At 62.9% G+C, this 23,826-nt stretch carries 18 protein-coding genes and 1 pseudogene; 10 read left to right on the top strand and 9 right to left on the bottom strand.

The features are described from left to right. Positions 1-189: 189 nt before the first annotated feature. Entirely contained in the window at positions 190-1,551 is a 1,362-nt protein-coding gene (locus NKI29_RS13420) for a pilus assembly protein (protein ID WP_023678115.1), read from the bottom strand. A gap of 329 nt (positions 1,552-1,880) precedes the next feature. After that, entirely contained in the window at positions 1,881-2,750 is an 870-nt protein-coding gene (locus NKI29_RS13415; protein ID WP_352796466.1) for a transglutaminase-like domain-containing protein, read from the bottom strand. Positions 2,751-2,927: 177 nt separating this feature from the next. On the opposite strand from NKI29_RS13415, the gene NKI29_RS13410 reads away from it, so the two are divergent. Then, complete coding sequence (locus NKI29_RS13410) at positions 2,928-3,599, top strand: HAD-IA family hydrolase (protein ID WP_352569509.1); 672 nt, start codon at positions 2,928-2,930, stop codon at positions 3,597-3,599. Positions 3,600-3,616: 17 nt separating this feature from the next. Here NKI29_RS13410 and NKI29_RS13405 read toward each other — a convergent pair whose 3' ends face one another. Continuing rightward, the gene (locus NKI29_RS13405) at positions 3,617-3,829 is read right to left on the bottom strand and encodes a DUF1674 domain-containing protein (RefSeq protein ID WP_352451229.1); all 213 of its coding nucleotides are present in this window, start codon (positions 3,827-3,829) and stop codon (positions 3,617-3,619) included. Between the two features lie 116 nt (positions 3,830-3,945). Here NKI29_RS13405 and htpX point away from each other — a divergent pair, with 116 nt between their 5' ends. The 5 genes from htpX to purH all read left to right on the top strand — a co-directional run bounded on the left by htpX (position 3,946) and on the right by purH (position 10,224). After that, positions 3,946-4,962, top strand: a complete 1,017-nt coding sequence (gene htpX, locus NKI29_RS13400; RefSeq protein WP_352569508.1) for a zinc metalloprotease HtpX — start codon at positions 3,946-3,948, stop codon at positions 4,960-4,962. Next, a complete protein-coding gene (locus tag NKI29_RS13395; protein ID WP_352451231.1) occupies positions 4,959-5,285 on the top strand; it encodes a hypothetical protein in 327 nt (108 codons plus the stop codon). The genes htpX and NKI29_RS13395 overlap by 4 nt, the downstream gene beginning before the upstream one ends. Further along, on the top strand, positions 5,282-6,628 hold the full coding sequence (locus NKI29_RS13390) for an RsmB/NOP family class I SAM-dependent RNA methyltransferase (RefSeq protein ID WP_352569507.1): 1,347 nt from the start codon (positions 5,282-5,284) through the stop codon (positions 6,626-6,628). The genes NKI29_RS13395 and NKI29_RS13390 overlap by 4 nt, the downstream gene beginning before the upstream one ends. Before the next feature lie 146 nt (positions 6,629-6,774). Continuing rightward, the gene (locus tag NKI29_RS13385; protein WP_352796462.1) at positions 6,775-8,523 is read left to right on the top strand and encodes a heparinase II/III family protein; all 1,749 of its coding nucleotides are present in this window, start codon (positions 6,775-6,777) and stop codon (positions 8,521-8,523) included. Between the two features lie 84 nt (positions 8,524-8,607). After that, entirely contained in the window at positions 8,608-10,224 is a 1,617-nt protein-coding gene (gene purH / locus NKI29_RS13380; RefSeq protein ID WP_023678122.1) for a bifunctional phosphoribosylaminoimidazolecarboxamide formyltransferase/IMP cyclohydrolase, read from the top strand. A gap of 39 nt (positions 10,225-10,263) precedes the next feature. Here purH and NKI29_RS13375 read toward each other — a convergent pair whose 3' ends face one another. Together NKI29_RS13375 and NKI29_RS13370 are read right to left on the bottom strand one after the other, a co-directional pair. Further along, entirely contained in the window at positions 10,264-11,640 is a 1,377-nt protein-coding gene (locus tag NKI29_RS13375) for an MFS transporter (protein WP_352796459.1), read from the bottom strand. A gap of 190 nt (positions 11,641-11,830) precedes the next feature. After that, on the bottom strand, positions 11,831-16,627 hold the full coding sequence (locus tag NKI29_RS13370; protein ID WP_352796456.1) for an NAD-glutamate dehydrogenase: 4,797 nt from the start codon (positions 16,625-16,627) through the stop codon (positions 11,831-11,833). Between the two features lie 130 nt (positions 16,628-16,757). On the opposite strand from NKI29_RS13370, the gene NKI29_RS13365 reads away from it, so the two are divergent. Both NKI29_RS13365 and NKI29_RS13360 read left to right on the top strand, forming a co-directional pair. Next, positions 16,758-17,321: a peroxidase-related enzyme gene (locus NKI29_RS13365; RefSeq protein ID WP_352681815.1), complete on the top strand. Its 564-nt coding sequence runs from the start codon at positions 16,758-16,760 to the stop codon at positions 17,319-17,321. 136 nt (positions 17,322-17,457) lie between these two features. Next, positions 17,458-17,779 (top strand): annotated as a pseudogene (locus tag NKI29_RS13360) (YciI family protein). Between the two features lie 9 nt (positions 17,780-17,788). Here NKI29_RS13360 and NKI29_RS13355 read toward each other — a convergent pair. After that, positions 17,789-18,403 carry a LysE family translocator gene (locus tag NKI29_RS13355; RefSeq protein ID WP_352796453.1) on the bottom strand — a complete coding sequence of 205 codons (615 nt, stop codon included), beginning with the start codon at positions 18,401-18,403 and terminating at the stop codon, positions 17,789-17,791. Positions 18,404-18,796: 393 nt separating this feature from the next. Here NKI29_RS13355 and NKI29_RS13350 point away from each other — a divergent pair, with 393 nt between their 5' ends. Beyond that, positions 18,797-19,423, top strand: a complete 627-nt coding sequence (locus NKI29_RS13350) for a DUF1062 domain-containing protein (RefSeq protein WP_352796450.1) — start codon at positions 18,797-18,799, stop codon at positions 19,421-19,423. Between the two features lie 45 nt (positions 19,424-19,468). Here NKI29_RS13350 and NKI29_RS13345 read toward each other — a convergent pair whose 3' ends face one another. Next, positions 19,469-19,678, bottom strand: coding sequence for a hypothetical protein (locus NKI29_RS13345; protein ID WP_352458081.1), 210 nt, complete (start codon positions 19,676-19,678; stop codon positions 19,469-19,471). A 16-nt stretch (positions 19,679-19,694) separates the two neighbouring features. Then, the gene (gene typA, locus NKI29_RS13340) at positions 19,695-21,524 is read right to left on the bottom strand and encodes a translational GTPase TypA (RefSeq protein ID WP_023678130.1); all 1,830 of its coding nucleotides are present in this window, start codon (positions 21,522-21,524) and stop codon (positions 19,695-19,697) included. Between the two features lie 198 nt (positions 21,525-21,722). Between typA and NKI29_RS13335 the strand changes: the two genes are divergently transcribed. After that, positions 21,723-22,004, top strand: coding sequence for a hypothetical protein (locus NKI29_RS13335; protein ID WP_352796447.1), 282 nt, complete (start codon positions 21,723-21,725; stop codon positions 22,002-22,004). Positions 22,005-22,050: 46 nt separating this feature from the next. Here NKI29_RS13335 and NKI29_RS13330 read toward each other — a convergent pair whose 3' ends face one another. Beyond that, complete coding sequence (locus tag NKI29_RS13330; protein WP_352796445.1) at positions 22,051-23,625, bottom strand: alkaline phosphatase D family protein; 1,575 nt, start codon at positions 23,623-23,625, stop codon at positions 22,051-22,053. Positions 23,626-23,826 lie beyond the last annotated feature (201 nt).

Here is a 23,826-nt window from a genome sequence, read left to right as displayed (position 1 = left end):
GTCGAGTGATTTCGTTTTCCAGAACGTGGCCTCAGCGGATCGCACTTTCGGGAAGCAGTCTTCCCGCTAAGGCGCGAGATGCGCGGCTGGCGACCAGGGTCGCCGCCAGGAGCCGCGCCATGGACGGAAACACGGAAGGCCGCCGGCTTCGCGAGAAGCGGCGGCCTTTCCTTTTTGGGCTGTTGTCCCCTATTTGGTTACGGTTAACATCTCGACGTTGCGCGCTATATCCTGGAAAGCCTGGTTGAGTTCCGTTCCATTGGCCGCCTGATAAAAGTGCTTGATCTTGGCGGTGTCCGGGCTCGCGCAATCCTGGAGCGTCGCCTTGGCATTCGTTTCGTTTAGGTCAAACCCAATGGTGAAGACCTCGATGCCCTTGTCGCGCATGGCAGCGCAAAGTTTCTTGGCGGCCGTGCGGGTCGGCTCCTTGCCGGCGTCATTGTAGACGTCGCTGACCGTGCTCGCATCGAAGTAGGACAGGTTGAATTCGCCATCGGTCATCAGGATCGCGATCTTGGCAACCTTCTTTGGATCCATCTTGGCCGGCCGTTCCGAGGCTTTCATCACACTGCCCCAGTTTTCCGAAAGCATGTACCAGGTCCACTGCACGCCGATATGGCCGGCGGTGCCGCCGGAGGCGACGAAATTCTTGATGACCGTCTTGAGCGCCGTCGCATCCGCTGTCAGCGGCATCAGCGCGGCGATCGGGCAGGCGGCGGTGCCGGTCTGCCAGGCGAAGGATGACAGCAGGTAGTCGCGATTGACCATGCTGACGTCGGGGCCCGCATCCGAATACTGATAGGTCCCCTTGCGCTCGGTGGCGCAATTATCGGGACGGATAAAGCCCGAGACATACTGCACGGCGTCATTGGCCGGCGCCTGTTTGCGTTGACTGGCGGTGGTTTCCACATAGACGCTGCTGGCGGCAAGTGTACCGGCATTCACCGAATTGGCATAAGGCACGATGGCAACCCGCACACGTGGCTTGGAGGGGTCCTGGCCGCCCAGGAAGCTGTCGACAGCATTCGCCGCGGCCGCCCGCAGATCGATGATTTTCTGGCCGGCCATCGACCCGGTCACGTCCAGCATCATCGCGACTTCGATCTGCTTGTCCGAATAGAGCGCCGTCGTCGATGCGGGGACGCGTTGCATGCCACCCGTGCTGAAAAGCGGGAAATAGTAGTTGACGTTGACATGGACGTCCGCCTGGACAGTCTTGGCTGTCCTGTCGACAACCAGATTGTCGAGGACGATCTGGTTGTCCTGGAGGATACCCGCCGTGCTGTTGGCATCGAGAAAGGCCTGCACCGATTTGCTGGCGTCGGCCTCGCTGATGACGCCGGTTGTCAGGTCGCGGGCCGTCGAGGTGACCGCTGCATCGACCACGCCTTGCAGGCTCGATTTTACATTGTAGAGTTGGGACACGTTGACCGCAAAGCCGACACTCAGTGCCAGCACTGAGCCGATTATCCCAAACAGGACCGCGAAATTTCCGCTGCGATCCCCGGCAAAGCCGCCGATCGTCTGAACAAGACCCCCGAAACGCCGCATTCCTTCCGCCTCCATTCGCTACAGCCTGCAGCTGTCCGAACGCGCATTGCAGGAATCCGGCCGGATCGCGCCGCCAGGCCCGGGAAAGCGACCGGCCCGCGATCAGGTCATTGTTTCCAAACGGTTTCGAGCGGCGGCAGGGTAAACAGGGGGTAAACGAAAGCTGCGCCGGCACGGCTTTGTTGACAAAGCGCTTACCACGAACAGGCTCGCAATTCAGGACGACTGGACTGCGTCCCAATCCGGTACAGACGAGATGTATCGAACCGGTTCAGCACGATCGCGGTGGCGGGAAATGGAAACACGGACTGTGAATGTGTCCCGAAAGACTAGGCCAGCATCCGTGTGCTGACCGTCTTGTCGACGCCACGATAAGGCGGCTTGAACAGATTACCTTCCTGCTCGTGCGTCCAGACCTTGAACAGGGTGAGCCGATGCGGGCCAAAACTGTGCAGCAGCGGCACGTCGGTGGCGTCGCGGCCGCGGGCGATGACGACGCGGCCGATCCTCGGCACATTGTGGCGAGGATCGAAAGTGTACCACCTGCCGTCGAGGAACACTTCCACCCACGCCGAGAAATCCATCGGCGCCGGATCGGCGGGCACGCCGATATCGCCGAGATAGCCGTTCACGTAGCGGGCCGGGATGTTCATGCAGCGGCAGAGCGTGATCGCCAGATGGGCAAAGTCGCGGCAGACGCCGACGCGTTCCTCATGCGCCTGCGCCGCCGTGCGGGTCGAGCGCGCATAGCCGTAGCCGAAGGACAGGCGGTTGTGGACATAGTCGACGATGGCCTGCACCCGCGCCCAGCCCGGTGGAAGCTGGCCGAAAAGTTGCCAGGCCAGGTCGCCGAGATGGTCGGTCTCGCAGTAACGGCTGCCGAGCAGATAGCCGAGCACCTCGTCCGGCAATTCGGCAACCGGGACTTCTCTCGCCAGCGTGTTGACTTCGTCCGTCTCGCCGCTGTCCTCGACCACCGCGTCATAAAGGATGCGAAAGCTTCCGGCCGGCGCCGTGAAGCGGCGGCAGCTATTGCCGAAAAGGTCGTGGTAGACCCTGGTCGGGACCGACGGCGAGGTCAGCACGCGCGTCTGCCGCTTGATGTCGGCCTGGCGATCCCCGTGGATATCGAGCAATGAAACGACCGGCGTTGCTGCAACGCATTCAATGGCAATTTCATAGCCGAGCCGAATCAGCATCGCCCTCCCCTGCGATCGTCATGGAAGATAGTGCCGATCAACGCGGGACAGTGCGTGGCGGTTCCTTGTGGTCGTCAAAAACGACGCCTCGCGGCTTCCCATACGGACGCGGCAACGTTACGGTCGATTGACACGCGTCTTTCGAAATAATCCCTCCAAGATGACCCCGGGAAACCGATGTTTGCAGGCAGAAAATTCGCGGCCTTCCTGTTCGATATGGACGGCACGATTCTCAATTCGATCGCCGCAGCGGAAAGGGTCTGGGCAGCGTGGGCGCATCGGCAAGGTCTTGACGTCGCCGCATTCCTGCCGACCATCCACGGCGTGCGGGCGATCGAGACCATCGGCCGGCTGGCGCTCCCAGGCGTCGATCCTGCCCGCGAAGCCGATTCGCTTTTGCAGGCCGAGGCGGCCGATGTCGAGGGCATTCGCCCGATTGCCGGCGCCGCGGCCTTCCTGGCGTCGCTGCCGCCTGGAAGCTGGGCGATCGCCACTTCGGCACCGCGCGAGCTCGCCCTGCTGCGCCTGCAGGCCGCGGGTATTCCGGCTCCCGCCGTGATTGTTGCGGCGGAGGATGTATCGCGCGGCAAGCCGGCGCCCGACTGCTTCCGGCTGGCGGCCGAACGGCTCGGCGTCGATGTGGGCGACTGCCTCGTCTTCGAGGACGCGCCGGCCGGCATAGCGGCGGCCGAAGCCGCGGGCGCTGCAATCGTGGTGATCAGCGCCACGCACCGGCATCCGTTGGAGACGCCGCATGCCGCCATCACCGGCTATGGCGCGATCGGCATCGCCGTCGATGACAACGGCTGGATTGCCATCGAAGCGGAACGGACCGCACAGCCTGCTTAACTAGCACCCTGCTTGCGCTAAAAGTCGCTGGTCAGGCCCTTGACCTCCCAGTCGCCATAGCGGCCAGGCTCCTTGCCGCCGCGCCCGCCGATCTCCCTCGGCAGCGTGGCTTCCTGCTCGCGATATTTCTCCCGCCGGGCCTCGGCCTCGACCAAGGCGCGCCTGGCTGCCGGGGTCAGCGGCTTTTGCGGCGAGCCGTTAGCATGCGTTTGGCTGGTTTTGTCGATCATGCGATCTTCCGCTAGATTGAAACAGGCCCCGATTGAAACGGGAACCGCTGTTTCCCATCATATAGCGATGGGCCCACAAGGATCGACCCCTTTGTTGGGCCAAAATGGAGCAGACGATGAACACCCTTCGCACCGCCATGCTTTTGGCCGCAATGACGGCCCTGTTCATGGGCGTCGGCTATCTCATCGGCGGATCCGGCGGCATGATGATTGCCTTGCTGATCGCCGCCGGCACCAATTTGTTCAGCTATTGGAACGCCGACAAGATGGTGCTGTCGATGCACCGTGCGATCGAAGTCGACGAACGCAACGCGCCTGAATATTACGCCATCGTGAAGGGTCTCGCGCAACGTGCCGGCCTGCCGATGCCGAGAACCTATCTCATCGACAATCCGCAGCCCAATGCCTTCGCCACCGGCCGCAATCCGCAAAATGCCGCTGTCGCCGCCAGCACCGGCCTGCTCGAGCGGCTATCGCATGAAGAAGTCGCGGCGGTGATGGCACACGAGCTCGCCCATGTGCAGCACCGCGATACGCTGACCATGACGATCGTCGCCACCTTTGCCGGCGCAATTTCGATGCTCGGCAATTTCGCCTTCTTTTTCGGCGGCAACCGCGACAATAACAATTCCTTTGGCATCGTCGGCGTGCTGGTGGCGATGATAGTCGCGCCCCTGGCCGCCATGATCGTGCAGATGGCGGTGAGCCGCACCCGCGAATATGAGGCCGACCGGCGCGGTGCCGAAATCTGTGGACACCCGCTGTGGCTCGCCTCGGCACTTGACAAGATCGCGCGGGGCGCCGAACGCATCCGCAACCCGGATGCCGAGCGCAATCCGGCAACCGCCCATCTCTTCATCATCAATCCTCTTTCCGGCGAGCGCATGGACAGTTTGTTTTCCACTCACCCGAGCACAGAAAACCGCATCGCCGCGTTGCAGAGGATGGCGAGCGAAATGGCCGGCGCACCCGAAGAGGCCGCGACGCCAAGGCCGGCGCCGGAAGGGACCGGGCAGCAGCCGTCTGGTCCGTGGGACAGGGCCGTGCGGCCCGAGAGGCCGCCTGAGCCGGCCAAGCCGAGACCCAATCCCTGGGGACGCAATCCGACCGGACCCAAAGGTCCGTGGTCGTGACGAGCGCGACAGACAAAAAAGGCGGGATCTCGCTGGCGGAAATGCGCGATCTTTGTGCAAGGCACTGGAACCCTATCGGAATACCGATGGCGAGCATAGCAACATCAAGTGACCTGGGCTTTCGCCCACTTCCTGAAGATGAATATGACACCTATCTTCGCCACATCGTCCGACTTGTCGGGGATGGTGCATCTCCAAAGCAAGTCGCGGACTATGTCGGCACGGTTGAGAAAGACTACATTCAGGTGATCTCCCCCCTAGGAAGCAAAGAAGATTTTGTCAGCGCCATATTTAAACTAGTCAACCGATCGCCGACACAATGAGGCCAACTCACAGTGAGGCTTCAGAAGCTCGCGGTCTCGCCGCGCGCAAGGCAGCTGCGCGCCTGCTTGCCGCCGTCATTGACGCGAAAACGCCGCTCGACGGGCTGACCGACCATGAAAACGGCCATCCACAATACAAGGCGCTCGACCTGCGCGACCGCGCCTTGGTGCGCGCCATTCTGGTCACCGCCCTGCGCTACCGCATGACCATATCAGGCCTTTTGGCCCGTCGCCTGGAAAAGCCGCTGCCGCCCAACGCCACGGCGCTTTCGCACATTTTGCATGTGGCGGCAGCGCAGATCCTGTTCCTCGATGTTCCCGACAGCGCCGCCGTCGACCTCGCCGTGACACACGCCAAGTCCGATCCGCGCACGGCGCGCTTTTCCGGCCTCGTCAATGGCGTGCTGCGCACGCTGGCGCGGGCCAAGCAGGACGAGCTCGCGGCAGCACTTGCCGCTACCGACGAGGCGCCAAAATGGTTTTCCGACCGTTTGAAAACGGTCTACGGCCTCGACAAGGCCAGGCAGATACTGCTCGCCCATCGCCATGAGGCACCGGTCGATTTCTCGGTCAAGTCGGACCCGGCGCTGTGGGCCGAACGGCTCGGCGGCTTTGTCTTGCCGACCGGCACGGTGCGGGTGGAAAAGCTCAGCGCTTCCGTGACCGAACTGCCCGGCTTTGGGGAAGGCGCCTGGTGGGTTCAGGATGCAGCGGCCAGCCTGCCGGCCCGGCTGTTCGGCGACATCAATGGTTTGCGAATCGCCGACCTCTGTGCCGCGCCGGGCGGCAAGACCGCCCAGCTGATCCTCGCCGGCGCCCACGTCACCGCGCTCGACATGTCCAAAACGCGGCTGGCACGGCTGACGCAGAACCTCGAACGGCTCGGTCTGGCCGCCGAGATCGTCCAGACCGATCTGCTCAAATACGAGCCGAAGGACCTCTTCGACGCCGTCCTCCTCGACCCACCTTGCTCTTCGACCGGCACGGTGCGGCGGCATCCCGACGTTCCCTGGACGAAGACGGCGGCCGACGTCGAAAAACTGGCCGACCTGCAACGCCGGCTGCTTGCCCGCGCCGTCACCCTGGTCAAGCCTGGTGGACGCATCGTCTTTTCCAACTGTTCGCTCGATCCGATGGAAGGCGAAGAGCTCTATCGCGACTTTCTCGCCGGCAATGCGGAGATTGTCGACGACCCGCTTCGGCCGGGTGAGATCGCCGGCATCGACCCGTTTCTGACGCCGCAAGGCACGTTGCGCACCACGCCTGCCGATCTGGAGCTAGGCTCGCCGGGCCGCTCCGGGCTGGACGGCTTCTTCGCCGCCCGCATGCGCAGAGCCGGCTAAGGGCCGATCTTGAAGCGCCGTCCGGCTTCTTGGGGCGAGGAGGCATGGAAAACAGGCTGAACGGCCCCACTGCCGCGGAATTCGCCTTCGCACAAGTTCTTGAATCATATAAACTTGTGCTTGGGTGAGGACGATCAGGAGGGGTTTTGGCAATCGCTGCCGGTAACACGACGCGTCTTTGGACGCTTGTCGCGAGGGAGTTCTGGCGCAAGACGCGCCGGCGCTTGCGCGCCGGGCCACTCTATCGCTGGCGCTACTCAGGCCGCACGCCGGAGCGCGTCCTGATCGCCCCACCGGACCTGCGGCTCGCCGATCCTCAGATCGCGCTCGAGATCTATTACGGCCGCTATCCGCTTTCGGGGCATCTGGTCGAGACCGGCGGCAAATCGCCCTTCCAGATCGACGTGCCCAATCCCGGCTGGCAAAAAACGCTGCATGGCTTTCGCTGGCTGCGCCATATGCGTGCCGCCGGTACCGAGCTCGCCGCCGCCAACGCGCGGGCGTTGGTTTCCGACTGGATTGCAATCCATGGCAGCCATATTTCCGGCGTCGCCTGGGAGCCCGGCACGACGGCCAAGCGTGTCATTGCCTGGCTGCAGCATTCCTCGATCGTGTTGCAGGGCGCCGAATTTCCGTTCTACCGCGCGTTCTTGAAATCGCTCGCCGTCCAGATCCGCTATCTGCGCGCCATGGTGCGCGAGATGCCGGACGGCAAGGACAGGCTGCGCGCCCGCATTGCGCTGGCCTTTGCCGCTTTGTCGCTGCCGGCGCCGGCCTCGGCGCTACGCGGTGCTACCCGCAATCTCGCCGAGGAGCTCGACCGCCAGATCCTGCCTGACGGCGGCCATATCTCGCGTAATCCGATGACCGTGCTTGAAATCCTCGCCGACCTTCTGCCGTTGCGCCAGACATACGCCAATCAGGCCGAGACGCCGCCGGCCGCCCTGATCGGAGCCATCGACCGGATGCTGCCGGCACTGCGCTTCTTTCGCCATCAGGACGGCAGCCTTGCCCGCTTCAACGGCATGGGCGCCACCATTCACGACCGTATCGCCAGCATCCTGCATCACGACGACACCGCCGGCGCACCGTTGCTGCACGCGCCGCATTCGGGTTATGAGCGCCTGTCGATGGGCGGTGTCACTGTGATCGCCGATACCGGCCCGCCGCCCCCCGTCGAAGTATCCAATGCCGCTCACGCCGGATGCCTCGCCTTCGAATTGTCGTCGGGCCGCCAGCACTATATCGTCAACGCCGGAATAGATACTTATGGCGCCGCCGAGTTCCGGCCGCTTGCCCGCGCCACCGCCGCCCACTCGACCGCCACCATCAACGACACGTCGTCGGCGCGCTTCAATCACTCCTTGCGCGTCAACGACCTGCTCGGCACGCCTTTGATCGGCGGGCCGCAGCATGTGCCTTGCAAGCGCACCGACCAGAAGGGCAGCCAGGGCTTCATCGCCCGCCATGACGGCTATGTGGCGCGCTTCGGCTTCCTGCATGAGCGCGAGCTGAAATTATCGACCGAAGGCAATGTGCTTGCCGGCAAGGAATGTTTCCTGCGCCCGGGCGGCGCTTCTATCCGCAACAATGGCCGTGACTTCGTCACGGTGCGTTTCCATGTCCATCCCGATATAAGGCTGCTCCAGGATGAGCATGACCGTCTGGTGCTGGCCGCCGACCATGCCGACACCTGGGTGTTTACCTCTACCGAAGTGGTGCCCGAGGTCGAGGAATCGATCTATTTCGCAGGGCTTGGCGGCCCGCGCCGCAGCCGCCAGATCGTGCTTGCGTTCAAGGCCTCGGAAATTTCCGAGGTCCACTGGCAATTGACGCGCACCATTATCGCCGGCCGTCCGGAAAAAGCTGAAGCCGGTGGCAACGGCAGACACTGATCAAGTCTTGCGGCTTGATTTCCGGGCCTCATATGCTACGGCCCGCGGACGCTCTCCAACCAGAACTGGAAAGGCCGCCAGCCCATGGCCGTCGCCGCCAAGAACATTCCCGCGCCCGACCTTGTACCCATCCGTCGCGCGCTCCTTTCCGTCTTTGATAAGACCGGCCTGATCGATTTCGCCAGGGCGCTGGCTTCGGCCGGCGTCGAGCTAGTCTCGACCGGCGGCACCGCGAGGGCCCTTGCCGAGGCCGGCATGGCGGTGCGCGACGTGTCCGAGCTCACCGGCTTTCCCGAGATCATGGACGGCCGCGTCAAGACGCTGCACCCGTCGGTGCATGGCGCACTGCTTGGCGTGCGCGACGATCCCGAGCACGCCGCAGCGATGCGCGACCACGGCATCGAGCCGATCGATCTCGTCGTCTCCAATCTCTATCCGTTCGAAGAGGTGCGTCGCTCCGGCGCCGACTACGCGGCGATCGTCGAGAACATCGACATCGGCGGCCCGGCGATGATCCGTGCCTCGGCCAAGAACCACGCCTATGTCGGCATCGTCACCGATCCCGATGACTATGCCTCGGTGCTCAACGCGCTGGAGATGAATTTCGGGTCGTTGTCGCTGGATTTCCGCAAGAAGCTGGCAGCCAAGGCCTTTGCCCGCACCGCCACCTACGATGCGGCGATCTCGGGATGGTTCGCCGAGGCGCTTGAGATCGAGCATCCGACATGGCGCGCCTTCGGCGGCAAGCTGCAGTCGGTGATGCGCTATGGCGAAAACCCGCATCAGGGCGCCGGCTTCTATGTCAACGGCGACAGGCGGCCGGGCGTCGCCACGGCGCGCCAGCTTCAGGGCAAGCAGCTTTCCTACAACAACATCAACGACACCGACGCTGCCTTCGAGCTGGTCGGCGAGTTCGACCCGTCGCGCTCCGCAGCAATTGCCATCATCAAGCACGCCAACCCGTGCGGCGTCGCTGAGGACGCTTCGCTGCAGGCGGCCTATGCCAAGGCGCTGGCCTGCGACCCGGTCTCGGCCTTCGGCGGCATCGTCGCCATGAACCGCATCCTCGATGCCGGAACCGCCGAAGAGATCGTCAAGACCTTTACCGAAGTGATCATCGCACCGGAGGCGTCCGAAGAAGCAGTCCGCATCATTGCCGCCAAGAAGAACCTACGCCTGCTGGTCACCGGCGGCCTGCCCGACCCGCGCGCGGCGGGCCTTGGCTTGAAATCGGTTGCCGGCGGTTTGCTGGTCCAGGGCCGCGACAACGCGGTGGTGGATGACCTCGAGCTGAAAGTGGTGACCAGGCGCGCTCCGACGCCGGCCGAATTGGCCGATCTGAAATTCGCTTTTCGCGTGGCAAAGCACGTCAAGTCGAACGCCATCGTCTATGCCAGGGATGGCGCTACAGTCGGCATCGGCGCCGGCCAGATGAGCCGGGTCGATTCCTCGCGCATCGCGGCGCGCAAGGCGCTCGACGCGGCCGAGGCTGCCGGCCTGACGGAGCCTTTGACCAGGGGCTCGGTCGTCGCCTCGGATGCCTTTTTCCCGTTCGCGGACGGGCTTTTGTCGGCAATCGAAGCCGGCGCCACCGCCGTCATCCAGCCCGGCGGCTCGATGCGCGACGACGATGTCATCGCCGCCGCCGACGCTCACGGCATTGCCATGGTCTTCACCGGAGTGAGGCATTTCCGGCATTGAACGCGTTACCCTCCCGCTGTGGGAGAAGGCAAGAGCAGCTCACTCCGCCGGCCGATCTGCCGGATAGGGCGTGCCGATCAGGATCGCCATGCCGGCGCCAAGGAACAGCACGATCGCCGCCATGCCGAGCCGCGCCGAGCCGCTGGCCAGGGTGATCGTGGCCACCATGAAGGGTGCGGCAAAACTGGTTGCCCGGCCGGCCAGCGCATAGATGCCGAAATAGCGGCCCGATTCGGCAGCGGAGACGCTGCGCGCCATGTAGGAGCGCGACGATGCCTGCACCGGGCCGAAAGCAAGCCCGATCAGCAGGCCGTAGAAAATGTAGGCTTTTTCCGCCGCCGTGCCGAACAATCCGCCACCATCCAGTCCGGGCATCACCCAGGCGCCGAACAGCGTATAGCCCGGTCCGGTCGAAACGATGCCGATCGTGGCAATGCTCAGCATGACCAGCGAAATCATCACTATGGTCTTGGAACCCAGCGCTGTGTCGAGGCGTGCGGCAACCAGGCAGCCGACGATGGCAACGACGTTGAGGATGATGCCGAACAGGCCGATCTCGGTAATCGACCAATGGAACATTGCCGCCGCAAACGTTCCGCCCAGCGCCAGCAGTGCATTGACGCCGTCCTGATAGATCATACGGGCGACGAGAAAGCGAAAAATGCCGCTGCGCTTGCGCACTTCGGCCAGCGTCGACTTCAGTTCCGACAGGCCTTCGCGCACCGCCGGCCCGATTGGAATGCCTTTGATCGCATCAGGCGTGAAGAAGAACATCGGCAGGATGAACAGGAAATACCAGGCCGCCGACAACGGCCCGGTAGCGCGCGCGTCCTCGCCGAGCCTGGGGTCGAGGCCGAAGATCGGGTCGAGCCCAACGACGGTCTTGCCGGTTTCAGGCGAGCCGGCCATGACGGTAACGACGAAGATCAGTGCGATCATGCCGCCGAGATAGCCGAGTCCCCAGGCCATGTTCGAGATCCTGCCGATGTCGCTCTTCGGCACCAGGCGGGGCATCATCGAATCATTGAACACAGTCGAGAATTCCGCCGCGACCGACGCCAGCGAGAACAACGCCACGACCAGAAAAAGATTAGAGCCGGGCGCGGCGAACCACAGCAGGGTGAGGCAGGTGATTTTAACCGCGGCGAAGAGGGCTATCCACGGTTTGCGTGGTCCGGTCTGATCGGCGATCGAGCCGAGGACCGGCGACAAAACGGCAATGACGAGGCCGGCGGCGGCAATGCCGTAGCCCCAGGCCGCTTGCCCGGTCTCCGGATTGCTGGCCATGCGCGAGACGAAATAAGGACCGAAGATGAAGGTGGTAACGACCGTGAAAAACGGCTGTGCCGCCCAGTCGAACAGCATCCATCCCCAGATGCCGCGTCCCGATGCCCGCTGCACTGCCATCTCAGCCATGTCCCCTCCGCTGGAGCTTGCTCCATGCCGATCGAATCGGAATGACGCTCCGTCTTCTTGTTGAGCACGATCTTGTCCAAAAGCCGATCGTCACTTTTTGGGATCATGCTCCGGCGCCCCCCCAAAGCAGGGCGCCGTTCGCTCTATAGCGCAGTTCTTCCCGGCAATCCCGCGCGATATGGAAGACGTCTCACAGCTGCGTCAGATCACTCATCAGGCCGGATGCCACCGACAGCCGCGACACGGTGATGTCGCCGCCCTCGGTCAGCGCCTGCAACCGCTCGCGGATGCGTCCGACCCGTTCGCCGCCGGCCTCCAACCATGCCGACACCGGATCCGCCGCCTCGGCATGACTGGTGAGTGCCGCCACGGCGATGCCGCGCCTGGCCGCGCCGATCGTGTCGGTGGCGCGGGAAAGCGCCAGTTGATCGTAATAATCCGAGGGCGTGATCGAGCGTGCCGCATCTTCGACGCGCGGTATGCGGAAGACATCACTGACTGCAAAAAACGCCTTGGCGGCAGCGACGATGCCGGCATTTGCCGTCCGCGCCGTCAGCGCTATGTCGGGGATGAGTTCCGCCACATCGGTCAACGCCAGTTGCTCGGCAAGGCTCTCGGGCGCGCCGCCCTTCGACAGGCTGTGCCGCCGCTCCTCGATCCGCTCGCGCGAGAAGGCCGGCAGCAGCGAAACGAGCTTCGGCTCAAGCGCCTTGCGCGCATCCTGCAACTCGGCAATCCGCTGCCCGAGCAGTGCAGTGCCGGCATCGTTCTTCAGGTACCAGCCGCTCGTCACATAGATCAGCCGGCTGACCGCCTGATAGAGGTCGAGCTGGATCTGTCCGTCGATCTGGTTATCGAGCGCGTCGATCTGGCGATAGAGCGCCGGCAGTGCAAAGCCATCCCGCACCACGGCGAAGGTGCGCACGACATCGGCGGCACTGCGCCCGGTCGCTTCCTGCAGCCTGTTGACGAAGGACGGGCCGCCGCGATTGACCAGATCATTGGCGACGACACGAGCGATGATCTCGCGGCGCAGGCGATGGCCGTGGATTTCCGCCGCATATTTCTTTGCCATGCGGTCGGGAAAGTAACCCATCAGGTCGCGGTCGAAATGCGGATCGTCCGGCACGTCGCTGGCGACGATATCGGAAAACAGCACGATCTTGGCATAGGCAAGCAGCACGCCGAGCTCGGCCCGGGTGAGCGGCTCGCCGCGCGCATCGCGCTCGGCAAGAGCCGCCGGCGACGGCAGCGTCTCGACGGCACGGTCGAGCAGCCCGCGCGCCTCGAGCGCCTCCATGAAGCGGCTCTGATGGGCAATGTCGGCAAGGCCGCGCTTGCGAGCAAGGGACAGCGCCAGCGTCTGCTGGTAATTGTTGGACAGCACCAGGGCGCTGACCTCGTCGGTCATCTCGGCCAGCAATTTGTTGCGCGACGGCCGCGTCAGCGATCCCTTCCGCATGGCGGAAGCCAGCGCGATCTTGATGTTGACCTCGACGTCTGAGCAGTTCACGCCGCCCGAATTGTCGATCGCATCTGAGTTGCAGCGGCCGCCATTCAATCCGAATTCGATGCGCGCCCGCTGCGTGACGCCGAGATTGGCGCCTTCACCGATGACCTTGGCACGCAGGTCGAGCGCGGTGATGCGGATCGCGTCATTGGCACGGTCGCCGACGTCCTGGTTGGTCTCGCTCGATGCCCTGACATAGGTGCCGATGCCGCCGAACCACAAAAGATCTGCCGGCGCCTTGAGGATGGCACTCATGATCTCGACCGGCGTGGCCGTTGTCTTGCCGAGGCCGATAGCTGCAGCCGCGGCGGCCGGCAAGGTGATCGACTTCTGGCTGCGCGAGACGATGATGCCGCCTTCGGACAGCTTCGTCTTGTCGTAATCCTGCCAGCTTGAGCGGGCGAGAGCGAACATACGCCGGCGCTCGGCCATCGAAGCGGCCATGTCGGGATCGGGATCGATGAAGATGTCGCGATGATCGAAGGCGGCGATCAGCCGGGTCTGCTCCGACAGCAGCATGCCGTTGCCGAACACGTCGCCCGACATGTCGCCAACGCCGACGACGGTGAACGGCGTGGTTTGGATGTCGCGGTTCATCTCGCGGAAATGCCGCTTGACCGCTTCCCAGGCGCCCTTGGCGGTGATGCCCATCTTCTTGTGGTCGTAGCCGGCCGAACCGCCGCTGGCGAAAGCGTCGTCGAGCCAGAAGCCGTGCCTTTCGCTGATGGCGTTGGCAATGTCCGAGAAGGTCGCCGTGCCCTTGTCCGCGGCGACGACGAAATACGGATCATCCTGATCGCGCCGCACGACGCCGGCTGGCGGGATGACGCCGTCCAGCCCGATATTGTCGGTGATCGACAACAGGCTGGAAACGTAATTCTTGTAGGCGGCCGTGCCGGCCTCGAAAATTGCGTCGCGCCCGGCGCTCATCGGCAGCTTTTTCGGGTAGAAGCCGCCCTTGGCGCCAACCGGCACGATCACCGCATTCTTGACCTGCTGTGCCTTGACCAGGCCGAGCACCTCGGTGCGATAGTCCTGCGCACGGTCCGACCAGCGCAGGCCGCCGCGCGCGACCGGGCCGAAGCGCAGATGCACACCCTCGACCTCGGAGCCGTAGACGAAGATCTCCCGCCATGGCCGCGGCGCCGGCAGCCCGTCGACCGATTGCGAATCGAGCTTGATCGCCAGCGATTGGCCTTTCCGTTTCGTATCGGCAACGAAATGATTGGTGCGCAGCGAGGCTTCGATCAGATTCAGATAACGGCGGATGATGGTGTCGTCGTCAATGTTGGGAACGTCTTCCAGCGCATCCGTGATCTTGGCTTTCAGATGTTTGGCCTGAACGACGCCTTCCGTCTCGGCCGTCGGGCTGAGGCGGGCGACAAACAGCGCATGTAGGCCGCGGGCGATCTCGGGATAACGGTTGAGTGCGGCGGCGATGAAATCCTGGCTCTGCGGGATGCCGGCCTGCTGCAGATAGCGGCCATAGGCGCGCAGGACGGTGATCTCGCCCGACCACAGGCCGGCGGTCTGGGCAAGGCCGTTATAGCCGTCATTGTCGACATCGCCGCGCCAGACGGAAAGGAACGCATCCTCGAACAGCGCGCCGCCATTGCCGAGGTCGATCGGCCTGCCGTAGCTGTTCTCGAGTTCCATGTCGTGGATGAAGACCATGCCGGATTGAATGTCGCCGACCTCGAAAGTGCGCTCGCTGATGACGCGGAAACCGATGTTTTCCAGCACGGGCACGCGCCGCGACAGCGCCACCGGGCTGCCATGGTGATAGATCTTCAGCGCCGCCTGATGCGGCTTCTGGACGGTGTGACGGTAATAGTCGATGGCGATCGGATTTGACGCATCGAGCTTGGCGATGCGCCCGGCATCGGCCAGCGCCACGGCCGGCGGAAAACTGTCGCGATAACTTTCCGAAAAACGCGAGGCGATGGCCGTGAGTCTCGCATCGGCGCCGGTCTCTGTCGCGGTCCCGCGCAGTGCATCGTCCCACGTCCGTACGATGTCGCGGATCGCCGCCTCGATCGTCGCCTGCTCGACCTTCGGCGTCTTGCCGCCGGAGCGGCCGATGATGAAATGGACGCGCGCCAGCCCGCCTTCCGGGAAGGCCGGATAATAGGCCGACAGCCGGCCTTCGAAGACGGTCTTCAGATAGGTGCCGATCTTCTCGCGCACGACGCTGTCGTAGCGGTCGCGCGGCACGAAGACGAGCACGGAGACGAAGCGGTCGAACTGGTCGACACGCACCAATGCCCTGACGCGCGGTCGCTCGATCAAGCCCAGTATGGCTTCGGCATGCTTGCGCAGGATCGGCACCGGAACCTGGAACAGCTCGTCGCGCGGATAGCTCTCCAGCACGTTGATCAAAGCTTTGCCGGAATGGTCGCTTGGATTGAAGCCGGATTTGGCAATGACGGTTTCCGCCTTCGAGCGCAGGTAGGGGATTTTCATCACCGAGCGCGTATAGGCAGTCGAGGTGAACAGGCCGACGATACGGAGCTCGCCTGAAAGCACGCCTTTGCCGGTGTAGGTCTTGACGCCAATGTAGTCGAGGTAGATGCGGCGGTGCACCGATGACTTGGCGTTGGCCTTGGTGACGATCAGCGGTTCCGGCCCATGCAGGAAGGCACGGATTTCCGGCGTCGTGCTCACCGCTTCGGTGCCGCGCCTGAGCACCAGCACGTCGGGATCGGAAAGGATGCCGAGGCCGGGCTTTTCGGCGCGCTCGAGCATGCCGCTCGTCTCGCCGCCAGTGTAGTTGAATTCGCGCATGCCGAGAAAGGTGAAATTGTCGTCGCGCAGCCATTCGAGGAAGGCGATCGCCTCGGTGACATGGGCCTTGTCGAGCGGCACTGGCGAGTAGCGGAATTCCGAGATCGCCTGGTCGAGGCGGGCAAGCATCGGCTTCCAGTCGGTGACGGCGGCTCGCACCTGGCCGAGCAGCTTCGTCAGGCGTGCGGCCAGGCCTTCGGCCTGCTCGGCCGAAAGGCGGCCGATATGGACATGGATGACGCTCAGTCGGTCATGGCTGTGGTCGCCCTTGGCATAACCGCCATCGCCGAGGATTTCGTCGACGCCGTTCTTGCCGTGCCTGACGACTATGACCGGATGGGTAACCAGCAGCGGCTCGCCGGCGCTTTCTGTAATCTCGCCGAGGACGGAATCGAACAGGAACGGCATGTTGTCGTTGACGACGGTGATCACCGTCATCGGCCGGCCCTGGCGGACGACACCGGAATCGACGTCTATGGCAACGACGCAGTCGTCCTTCTTGTGCCTGGACACTGCGCGGCCGGCGAGTTCGGCAGCGCGTTCGAGATCGATGACGTCGTAGGCGGCGACATCTTCGGCCGGAGCTCGGGCCAGCAGGTAGTCGGCAAGCCTGCCGGGCTTTTCGCCACCCGCGGCTTCACCCCTCGTCACGCCGGCTTTTTTCAACCGGCTCGCTGACTTTACGCTGGCCATGAGTCCCTCCCGTCACATGTTTTTGCGGCTATGCTAACAGATGACGGGTATTTGGCGACAAAGGTTTGACGGCTTGCGACGAAATGTCGGAATTCACCGGCAGCCTGGCGAAAACGAGGAGAAATCCGCCATGACGGAGAAAATTACCGCGCTTGACCTGGCACCGGCGGAGCTGAGCGACGCGACCAAGGCCTATTTCGCCAAGTGCCGGGAGAAGCTCGGCCTCGTTCCCAATGTGCTGCTCGCCTATGCCTTCGACGAGAAGAAGCTGCGCGCTTTCACCGACATGTACAATGATTTGATGCTGGGTGAATCCGGCCTGTCGAAACTCGAGCGCGAGATGATCGCGGTGGCCGTCTCGTCGGTCAACCATTGCTACTATTGCCTGGTCGCGCATGGCGCGGCGGTGCGCCAGCTTTCCGGCGACCCGGCCTTCGGCGAGATGATGGTGATGAATTTTCGCGCCGCCGAGCTGTCGGACAGGCAACGCGCCATGCTCGAATTCGCGGTGAAGCTGACCGGGCAACCGGCAAAGATCGTCGAAGCGGACCGGGCGGCGCTGCGGCAAGTCGGCTTTTCCGACCGCGACATCTGGGACGTCGCCTCGACCGCGGCGTTCTTCAACATGTCGAACCGGCTTGCATCGGCAATCGACATGCGGCCGAACGATGAATACCATGCGATGGCGCGATAGGCACCGCCGTTGCGAGCCAACCACACATTATATTAGCTACTTCGCATTCTCGTTGCTTGTTTGCCGGTTTGGTCCGATGATCGGCATGCGGCATGACCGCATGCCGGTTCGATGCCGCCGATCAAAGGAGGAGAACATGGCGAAATTTCTCTACGTCTATCACGGCTCGGGCAAGATGCCGACCGAGGAGGCCGAACCAGGCAGCGATGGATGCCTGGAACGGCTGGTACGGCAAGCTTGGCTCAGCCGTGGTCGACGGTGGCAATCCAGTCGGCATGTCGAAGACCCTGCTGCCCGGCGGCAAGGTCGAGAACAATGGCGGTAGCAATCCGACCGCCGGTTACACCATCATCGAAGCGAAAGACATCGACGATGCCGTCGGCAAAGCCAAGGATTGTCCTATCCTGACGGACCCGGGTTTCAGCGTCGAGATTGCGCCGATAATCGAAATGGGTTGACGCGCCGGCTCAGGACCGCGCCGCGATAGCCGCCGCAGCGCCGGCCATGGTTCCGGCGCTGACGCGGTTGGCGATCTTCATCGCCCGCTTGCTTTTGAGCAGCTTGCGCGCCTGTGATGCGGCGAGCACCCAGGTCAAATCGATAGCGACCAGGACAATGGCCATGGTCGCGGTCAGCTCGACCCAGCCGATCATGCTGACCGAACCGAGGTCGATGATGGTCGGCAGCAGCGCCAGGTAGAACATCATGATCTTCGGGTTGCCGAGCGTCACCGCCATGCCGGCAAAGAACAGCTTGGTGGGCGAATCTTCGCGCGGCAGCGAACCTTCTTTTGCCTCGACCGGCGCCGTCCACATCTTCCAGGCCAGCCAGGCGAGATAGGCGACGCCGACCCACTTCACGACGACGAAAGCAAAATGGAACGTCTGCGCCACCACGGCGAGGCCAAACACCGCCAGGGACAGCCAGATCGCTTCGCCGATCCACATGGCAAGCAGGAACGGAAACACGTCGCGAAACCCTTTCGAGATGACCCGCGCCACAAGAGCGGCGATCGATGGGCCGGGCGAGCCGGCTGCAACAAGCAGGGCGCCGGCAAAAATCAGCAGCGACGTGAAATGCATGACGCGGTCTCGTTTGACATGTTTGGGTCGTTCAACATAACCCAACTGTTCCGGCGACGGTAGCGTCTACCGAAAGAAGGCTTGTCGGCCAGGCACCTCACGGCTAGAGATGTCGTTCCGAAATCCTTTCCGAGCTTCACTTTGCCTACGTAACCGCCGGTCTCGTCAACTCCCCCAACACAGAGCAGGGCGTCGCAGTCGCGATGCCTGTTTTCACATCATGTGTTCCTCGGGTGGCGGTTCGAGACCGGTTTGGCACTGCTGAACCGCTGTCGCGCATAACCACCCGCGACACCTGATTTCCAACTGCCGCAGTCTCTCGCCACGCCGTGCCCGCAAGGGTTCTCGATATCGCCGATCTGACGAACTTCCCGACGGGAAGGGCTTTTCGGCATGCCTTCGATACTGCGTATCCGCTGGGCGATCACACCCAAGACCGCACCTCGACCTCACCTCAACTGCAATCGCTGCGGCGGCCTGAAAGCCTATCGCTGCAGCGGCAAATTCCGGGTCAATGCCAACGGCAAGCGCATTGACGCCTGGTTGATCTACCGCTGCATCGACTGCGACAATTCCTGGAATTTCGGCATTCTGGAGCGCTGCAGCCGCCGCGATATCGAACCGGCAATATTGCAGGTGCTCGAAAGCAATGATCCGGTCCTGGCGCGGCGCCATGCCTTCGATGTTGCCGCATTGCGAAGCAGGATCGGGCGCGTCGAGGAGTTTCCCGAAGCCGTCGTTCATAAGCAGGTGCTCGGGGATAGACCGGAAAATACCAGCGCGCTCGAACTTCAGCTCTGGCTCGAAATGCCGACAGCGCTGCGGCTCGACCGGTTGCTCGCCAACGAACTCGGTGTCTCGCGATCGCGGCTTCAGGTTTGGGAAGAGAAACGATTGCTGGTCATTGGTCCGGACGGGGGCAAAGCCTTGCGCAAGCCGGCTCGAGCGGGAACGACGATCCGCGTCTATCTCGTCGGCGAGCCCGACCGGGAAGCCATCATCTCGGCTGCCGGTGGATGAGGCGACGGCAAGGGAATCCGTAATCAGAGACAGTTACGGCCAGGGTCAGTCGCCCTCTTTGGAGGCCGAGCCAATCAAACCCTTGGCCGCATCGAGATCGCTGTCGGCGACTTGCACATGGATCAAGCCAAGCCTGCCCGTGTCGAGAAGATAATTCGCGAGAGCATAAATTCCATACGCGTCGAGCATCGACACGCAAACTTCGGCCTCGGGTCGATTGTCGTATATGCCAGCCGTGACGAGTTTACCGCTCATTGCGCGGTATTGCCCTTTATGCCGCGCCGACCACTTTCGCCGACTTCTCAAAACGCTTGCGCTCGTTCGGATCGAGATAGAGCTTGCGCAGGCGGATGGTCTTCGGCGTCACTTCGACCAGCTCGTCGTCCTGGATCCAGGCCAGCGCGCGTTCCAGCGTCATGCGGATCGGCGGTGTCAGCTTCACCGCCTCGTCCTTGCCGGCGGCGCGGATGTTGGTCAGCTTCTTGCCCTTGAGCACGTTGACTTCGAGGTCGTTGTCCCTGGAATGGATGCCGATGATCATGCCCTGATAGACCTTGACGCCGGGGTCGATGACCATCGGGCCGCGGTCTTCCAGGTTCCACATGGCGTACGCCACCGATTCACCCTGTTCATTGGAGATCAGCACGCCGTTGGTACGGCCCGGCAGCTCACCCTTGTAAGGTTCATAGGCATGGAACAGCCGGTTCATCACAGCGGTGCCGCGCGTGTCGGTCAACAGTTCCGACTGGTAGCCGATCAGGCCGCGCGTCGGTGCGTGAAAGACGATGCGCTGGCGATTGCCGCCCGAAGGGCGAAGCTCGACCATCTCGGCCTTGCGCTCCGACATCTTCTGCACGACGACGCCGGCATGCTCCTCGTCGACGTCGATGACGACTTCCTCGACCGGCTCCAGCAATTCGCCGCTGTCGCCCTTCTGCATGACGACGCGCGGCCGCGACACGGCGATCTCAAAACCTTCGCGGCGCATCGTCTCGATCAGCACGGCCAGCTGCAATTCGCCGCGGCCGGAGACGAAGAACGAATCCTTGTCCGGCGATTCCTCGATCTTCAGCGCGACATTGCCTTCGGCCTCGCGCAGCAGGCGGTCGCGGATGACGCGGCTGGTCACCTTGTCGCCTTCGGTGCCGGCCAGCGGGGAATCATTGACCAGGAACGACATCGTCACGGTCGGCGGATCGATCGGCTGCGCATGCAGCGGTTCCGTCACCGACGGGTCGCAGAACGTGTCGGCGACGGTGCCCTTCGACAGACCGGCAATAGCGACGATGTCGCCCGCCTGCGCCTCGTCGATGGGCTGGCGCTCGAGCCCGCGGAAAGCGAGGATCTTCGAGATTCGGCCGGTTTCGACCTGGGTGCCGTCATGGTGCAGCACCTTGACCGCCTGGTTGGATTTCAGCGTGCCGGATTCGATACGGCCGGTGATGATGCGGCCGAGGAACGGATTGGCTTCCAGGATGGTGCCGATCATGCGGAACGGGCCGGGATGAACGGTCGGCGCTGGCACGTGCTTGATGACGAGGTCGAACAGCGGCGCCAGAGCCTGGTCCTTCGGACCTTCGGGGTTTTCCGAGACCCAGCCGTCGCGGCCTGAACCGTAAAGGATAGGGAAGTCGAGCTGCTCGTCGGTAGCGTCAAGTGCTGCAAAAAGATCGAACACCTCGTTGACCACTTCGACGTGGCGGGCATCTGGCCGGTCGATCTTGTTGATGACGACGATCGGCTTCAGTCCAACCTTGAGTGCCTTGCCGACCACGAATTTGGTCTGCGGCATCGGCCCCTCGGCGGCGTCGACCAGCACGATGGCCGAATCCACCATCGACAGAATGCGCTCGACCTCGCCGCCGAAGTCGGCGTGGCCGGGCGTGTCGACGATGTTGATGCGGGTGTCCTTCCAGTCGACCGAGGTCGCCTTGGCCAGGATGGTGATGCCGCGTTCCTTTTCGAGGTCGTTCGAATCCATGGCGCGCTCGGCGACGCGCTGGTTGTCGCGGAACGAGCCAGACTGTTTCAGAAGCTGGTCGACGAGGGTGGTTTTTCCATGGTCGACGTGCGCGATGATCGCGATATTGCGGATTTTCATGTTTCGGTCTCGGGAGCGTTGCAGGCAGCAGGCCAAAAGGCGCTGCCTCTTTCGGTTGGGCGGCTCATACAGGGTTTTTCGCAATTGCGAAAGAGGAGGCGAGCCACCAAATAAAGTCACCAAATCTTAAATGTCTTGGTGTGAAGTGGAATTATTAACCAAGGCGGAACCTTTCATGGTCCGGACAGTTCGAATTTCATGATCGAGATAGGCATCAAACTCCGGCCGATTTTGGCATGTACCGCGCTCGCCGTCCTCCTCGCGGCCGGCGCGGCGCAGTCGGCGGCGTCGTTCAAGGAGACGCGGTCTGCTTTGTCGTCCGACAAGCCGTCGGCGGAGCAGCTTTTTGCCGATGCTCCCGATGGCGTCGATCCGGTGGTGACCGGGCCGGTCAGCGCCGCCTTCAAGCAGCGGCAGCAAAATGCCGGATGCGACAGCGCCGTCTGGCCCAACATTCCCGTCGTCTGCTATCCCGATTGATATACGTCCTACCCTCGGGCTGGCCCGAGGGTAGTGGCGCCGTCGCTCACGCCGACCGCACCGGATCGAGCGTGACCTTGTAGAGTTCGCTGTCGTCGCGATCCATCAGCCGCACCGTCAACTGCTCGGTGGCGCCATCGATTTCGACGAGCCCGAAGAACTGCAGGCCGGCCGAAGGCGCCAGGTTTTGACCCTGTTCGGCAGTTGGTGCCTTTATGAACTTCAGCTCCGGGCCGAATGTCATATCGAAACCATTAGGCCCGAACGTGCCGGAATGGATCGGACCCGAAACGAATTCCCAAAACGGATTGAAGTCCTGGAACTGCGCCTTGTCCGGATTGTAGTAATGCGCGGCTGTGTAATGCACGTCTGCGGTGAGCCAGACAGTGTTGCTGATACCCGCATTCTTTATATAGCGAAGAAGGTCGGCAATTTCCAGCTCACGCCCTTTGGCCGGGCCATTGTCGCCATTGCTGACCGCCTCGGCCCCTACCTTCTTGGTGCCGTCGTTCCAGACGACGAGGCCGAGCGGCATGTCGGCGGCGATGATTTTCCAGGTTGCGTTGGAATTCGCCAGTTCACGCTTCAGCCACTTGATCTGCTGTTCACCGAGGATGCGCGATTGCGGCGTCATCGTCTCCTGCATATCCGGACCGTTGGGGCCGCGGTAGGAACGCATGTCGAGGAAGAACACGTCGAGCAGCGGACCATAGGCGATCTTGCGGTAGACGCGGCCCGGCTCCGACGGCTCGTAACGGATCGTCGTCATTTCGTGGAAGGCGCGCGCCGCACGTGCCGCCAGCACATGGATGGATTTTTCAGTGTAGCGATCGTCGGCGCTCAGGTCCTTCGATTCCGACCAGTTGTTCAGCACCTCGTGGTCATCCCACTGATAGAAGGTCGGACAGATGGCGCTGAGCGCCAGCAAATGCCTGTCCATCATGTTGTATTTCCACTGCGCCCGGTATTCGTCCAGCGTCTCGGCAACCCTGCGCTTCTCGTCGATCAGCACTTTGTTTTTCCACTTGCCGCCGTTGGGCAGGTCGACCTCGTCCTTCATCGCACCATCGGCATAGATCGTATCGCCCGAATGCAGGAAGAAGTCGGGCGTGTGCTTGGCAATGGTGGCGTAGGTCTTCATGCCGGTCTCGTCGATGCCCCAGCCTTGGCCGGCGGTGTCGCCCGACCAGGCAAAGCGAATGTCGCGCTTCGAGGCAGGTGCCGTGCGGAAGCGGCCGACGACCGGCTCGGAAACGGCGTTGATGTCGGCAAGATCGGCCGCGACCATGCGGTAGAAGATGTCCTGGTCGGAGGCGAGATCGGTAAGCAGCCGCTTCACCGTATAATCGCTGGCCGGCGAGGTATCGAGCGGCGCCAGGCGGACGGCATTGGTGAAGCTTTCGGTCGGCGACACCTCGAACATGACGCGCGACGGCCGGTCGGTGCGTGTCCAGACCATGCCGCTGGTGGCGTCGACGTCGCCGGACTGGATGCCATGGGTGAAAGCCGGGCGCTGATTGGCGCGCGAGTAATAGGGAAGGGCGAGGCCCGAGGCGCCGACCAGGCCAACGGCGCTGGCCGACGTGACGAAAGCGCGTCGCGTCATCGAAATCTTGTTCATGGCTGTCTCCTGGATGGCATTGAACGTCGCCGCCAAGCTCCAGCTTCAATGTTTCAGGCACATTTCGAAACGATGAAGGTTTGATAACAGTGAACAGGCTGGCGAATCTCCCTCCTTGAGGGGGAGATGTCGCCGAAGGCGACAGAAGGGGGTCGTCTCGCATGGAGCACCGACCTCTTGCATCGGCGATAAGGGGCCGAG

Origin of the sequence: Mesorhizobium sp. M0678, assembly GCF_040320505.1 — a bacterium.
Lineage (GTDB): Bacteria > Pseudomonadota > Alphaproteobacteria > Rhizobiales > Rhizobiaceae > Mesorhizobium.
This window is presented reverse-complemented; position numbering and strand designations above follow the sequence as displayed.

Bases quoted from the DNA above. Each gene is read 5' to 3' on its own strand.
- NKI29_RS13420 (WP_023678115.1), bottom strand. From the start codon at position 1,551: ATGCGGCGTTTCGGGGGTCTTGTTCAGACGATCGGCGGCTTTGCCGGG.
- NKI29_RS13415 (WP_352796466.1), bottom strand. From the start codon at position 2,750: ATGCTGATTCGGCTCGGCTATGAAATTGCCATTGAATGCGTTGCAGCA.
- NKI29_RS13410 (WP_352569509.1), top strand. From the start codon at position 2,928: ATGTTTGCAGGCAGAAAATTCGCGGCCTTCCTGTTCGATATGGACGGC.
- NKI29_RS13405 (WP_352451229.1), bottom strand. From the start codon at position 3,829: ATGATCGACAAAACCAGCCAAACGCATGCTAACGGCTCGCCGCAAAAG.
- htpX (WP_352569508.1), top strand. From the start codon at position 3,946: ATGAACACCCTTCGCACCGCCATGCTTTTGGCCGCAATGACGGCCCTG.
- NKI29_RS13390 (WP_352569507.1), top strand. From the start codon at position 5,282: ATGAGGCCAACTCACAGTGAGGCTTCAGAAGCTCGCGGTCTCGCCGCG.
- purH (WP_023678122.1), top strand. From the start codon at position 8,608: ATGGCCGTCGCCGCCAAGAACATTCCCGCGCCCGACCTTGTACCCATC.
- NKI29_RS13375 (WP_352796459.1), bottom strand. From the start codon at position 11,640: ATGGCTGAGATGGCAGTGCAGCGGGCATCGGGACGCGGCATCTGGGGA.
- NKI29_RS13370 (WP_352796456.1), bottom strand. From the start codon at position 16,627: ATGGCCAGCGTAAAGTCAGCGAGCCGGTTGAAAAAAGCCGGCGTGACG.
- NKI29_RS13365 (WP_352681815.1), top strand. From the start codon at position 16,758: ATGACGGAGAAAATTACCGCGCTTGACCTGGCACCGGCGGAGCTGAGC.
- NKI29_RS13355 (WP_352796453.1), bottom strand. From the start codon at position 18,403: ATGCATTTCACGTCGCTGCTGATTTTTGCCGGCGCCCTGCTTGTTGCA.
- NKI29_RS13350 (WP_352796450.1), top strand. From the start codon at position 18,797: ATGCCTTCGATACTGCGTATCCGCTGGGCGATCACACCCAAGACCGCA.
- NKI29_RS13345 (WP_352458081.1), bottom strand. From the start codon at position 19,678: ATGAGCGGTAAACTCGTCACGGCTGGCATATACGACAATCGACCCGAG.
- typA (WP_023678130.1), bottom strand. From the start codon at position 21,524: ATGAAAATCCGCAATATCGCGATCATCGCGCACGTCGACCATGGAAAA.
- NKI29_RS13335 (WP_352796447.1), top strand. From the start codon at position 21,723: ATGATCGAGATAGGCATCAAACTCCGGCCGATTTTGGCATGTACCGCG.
- NKI29_RS13330 (WP_352796445.1), bottom strand. From the start codon at position 23,625: ATGAACAAGATTTCGATGACGCGACGCGCTTTCGTCACGTCGGCCAGC.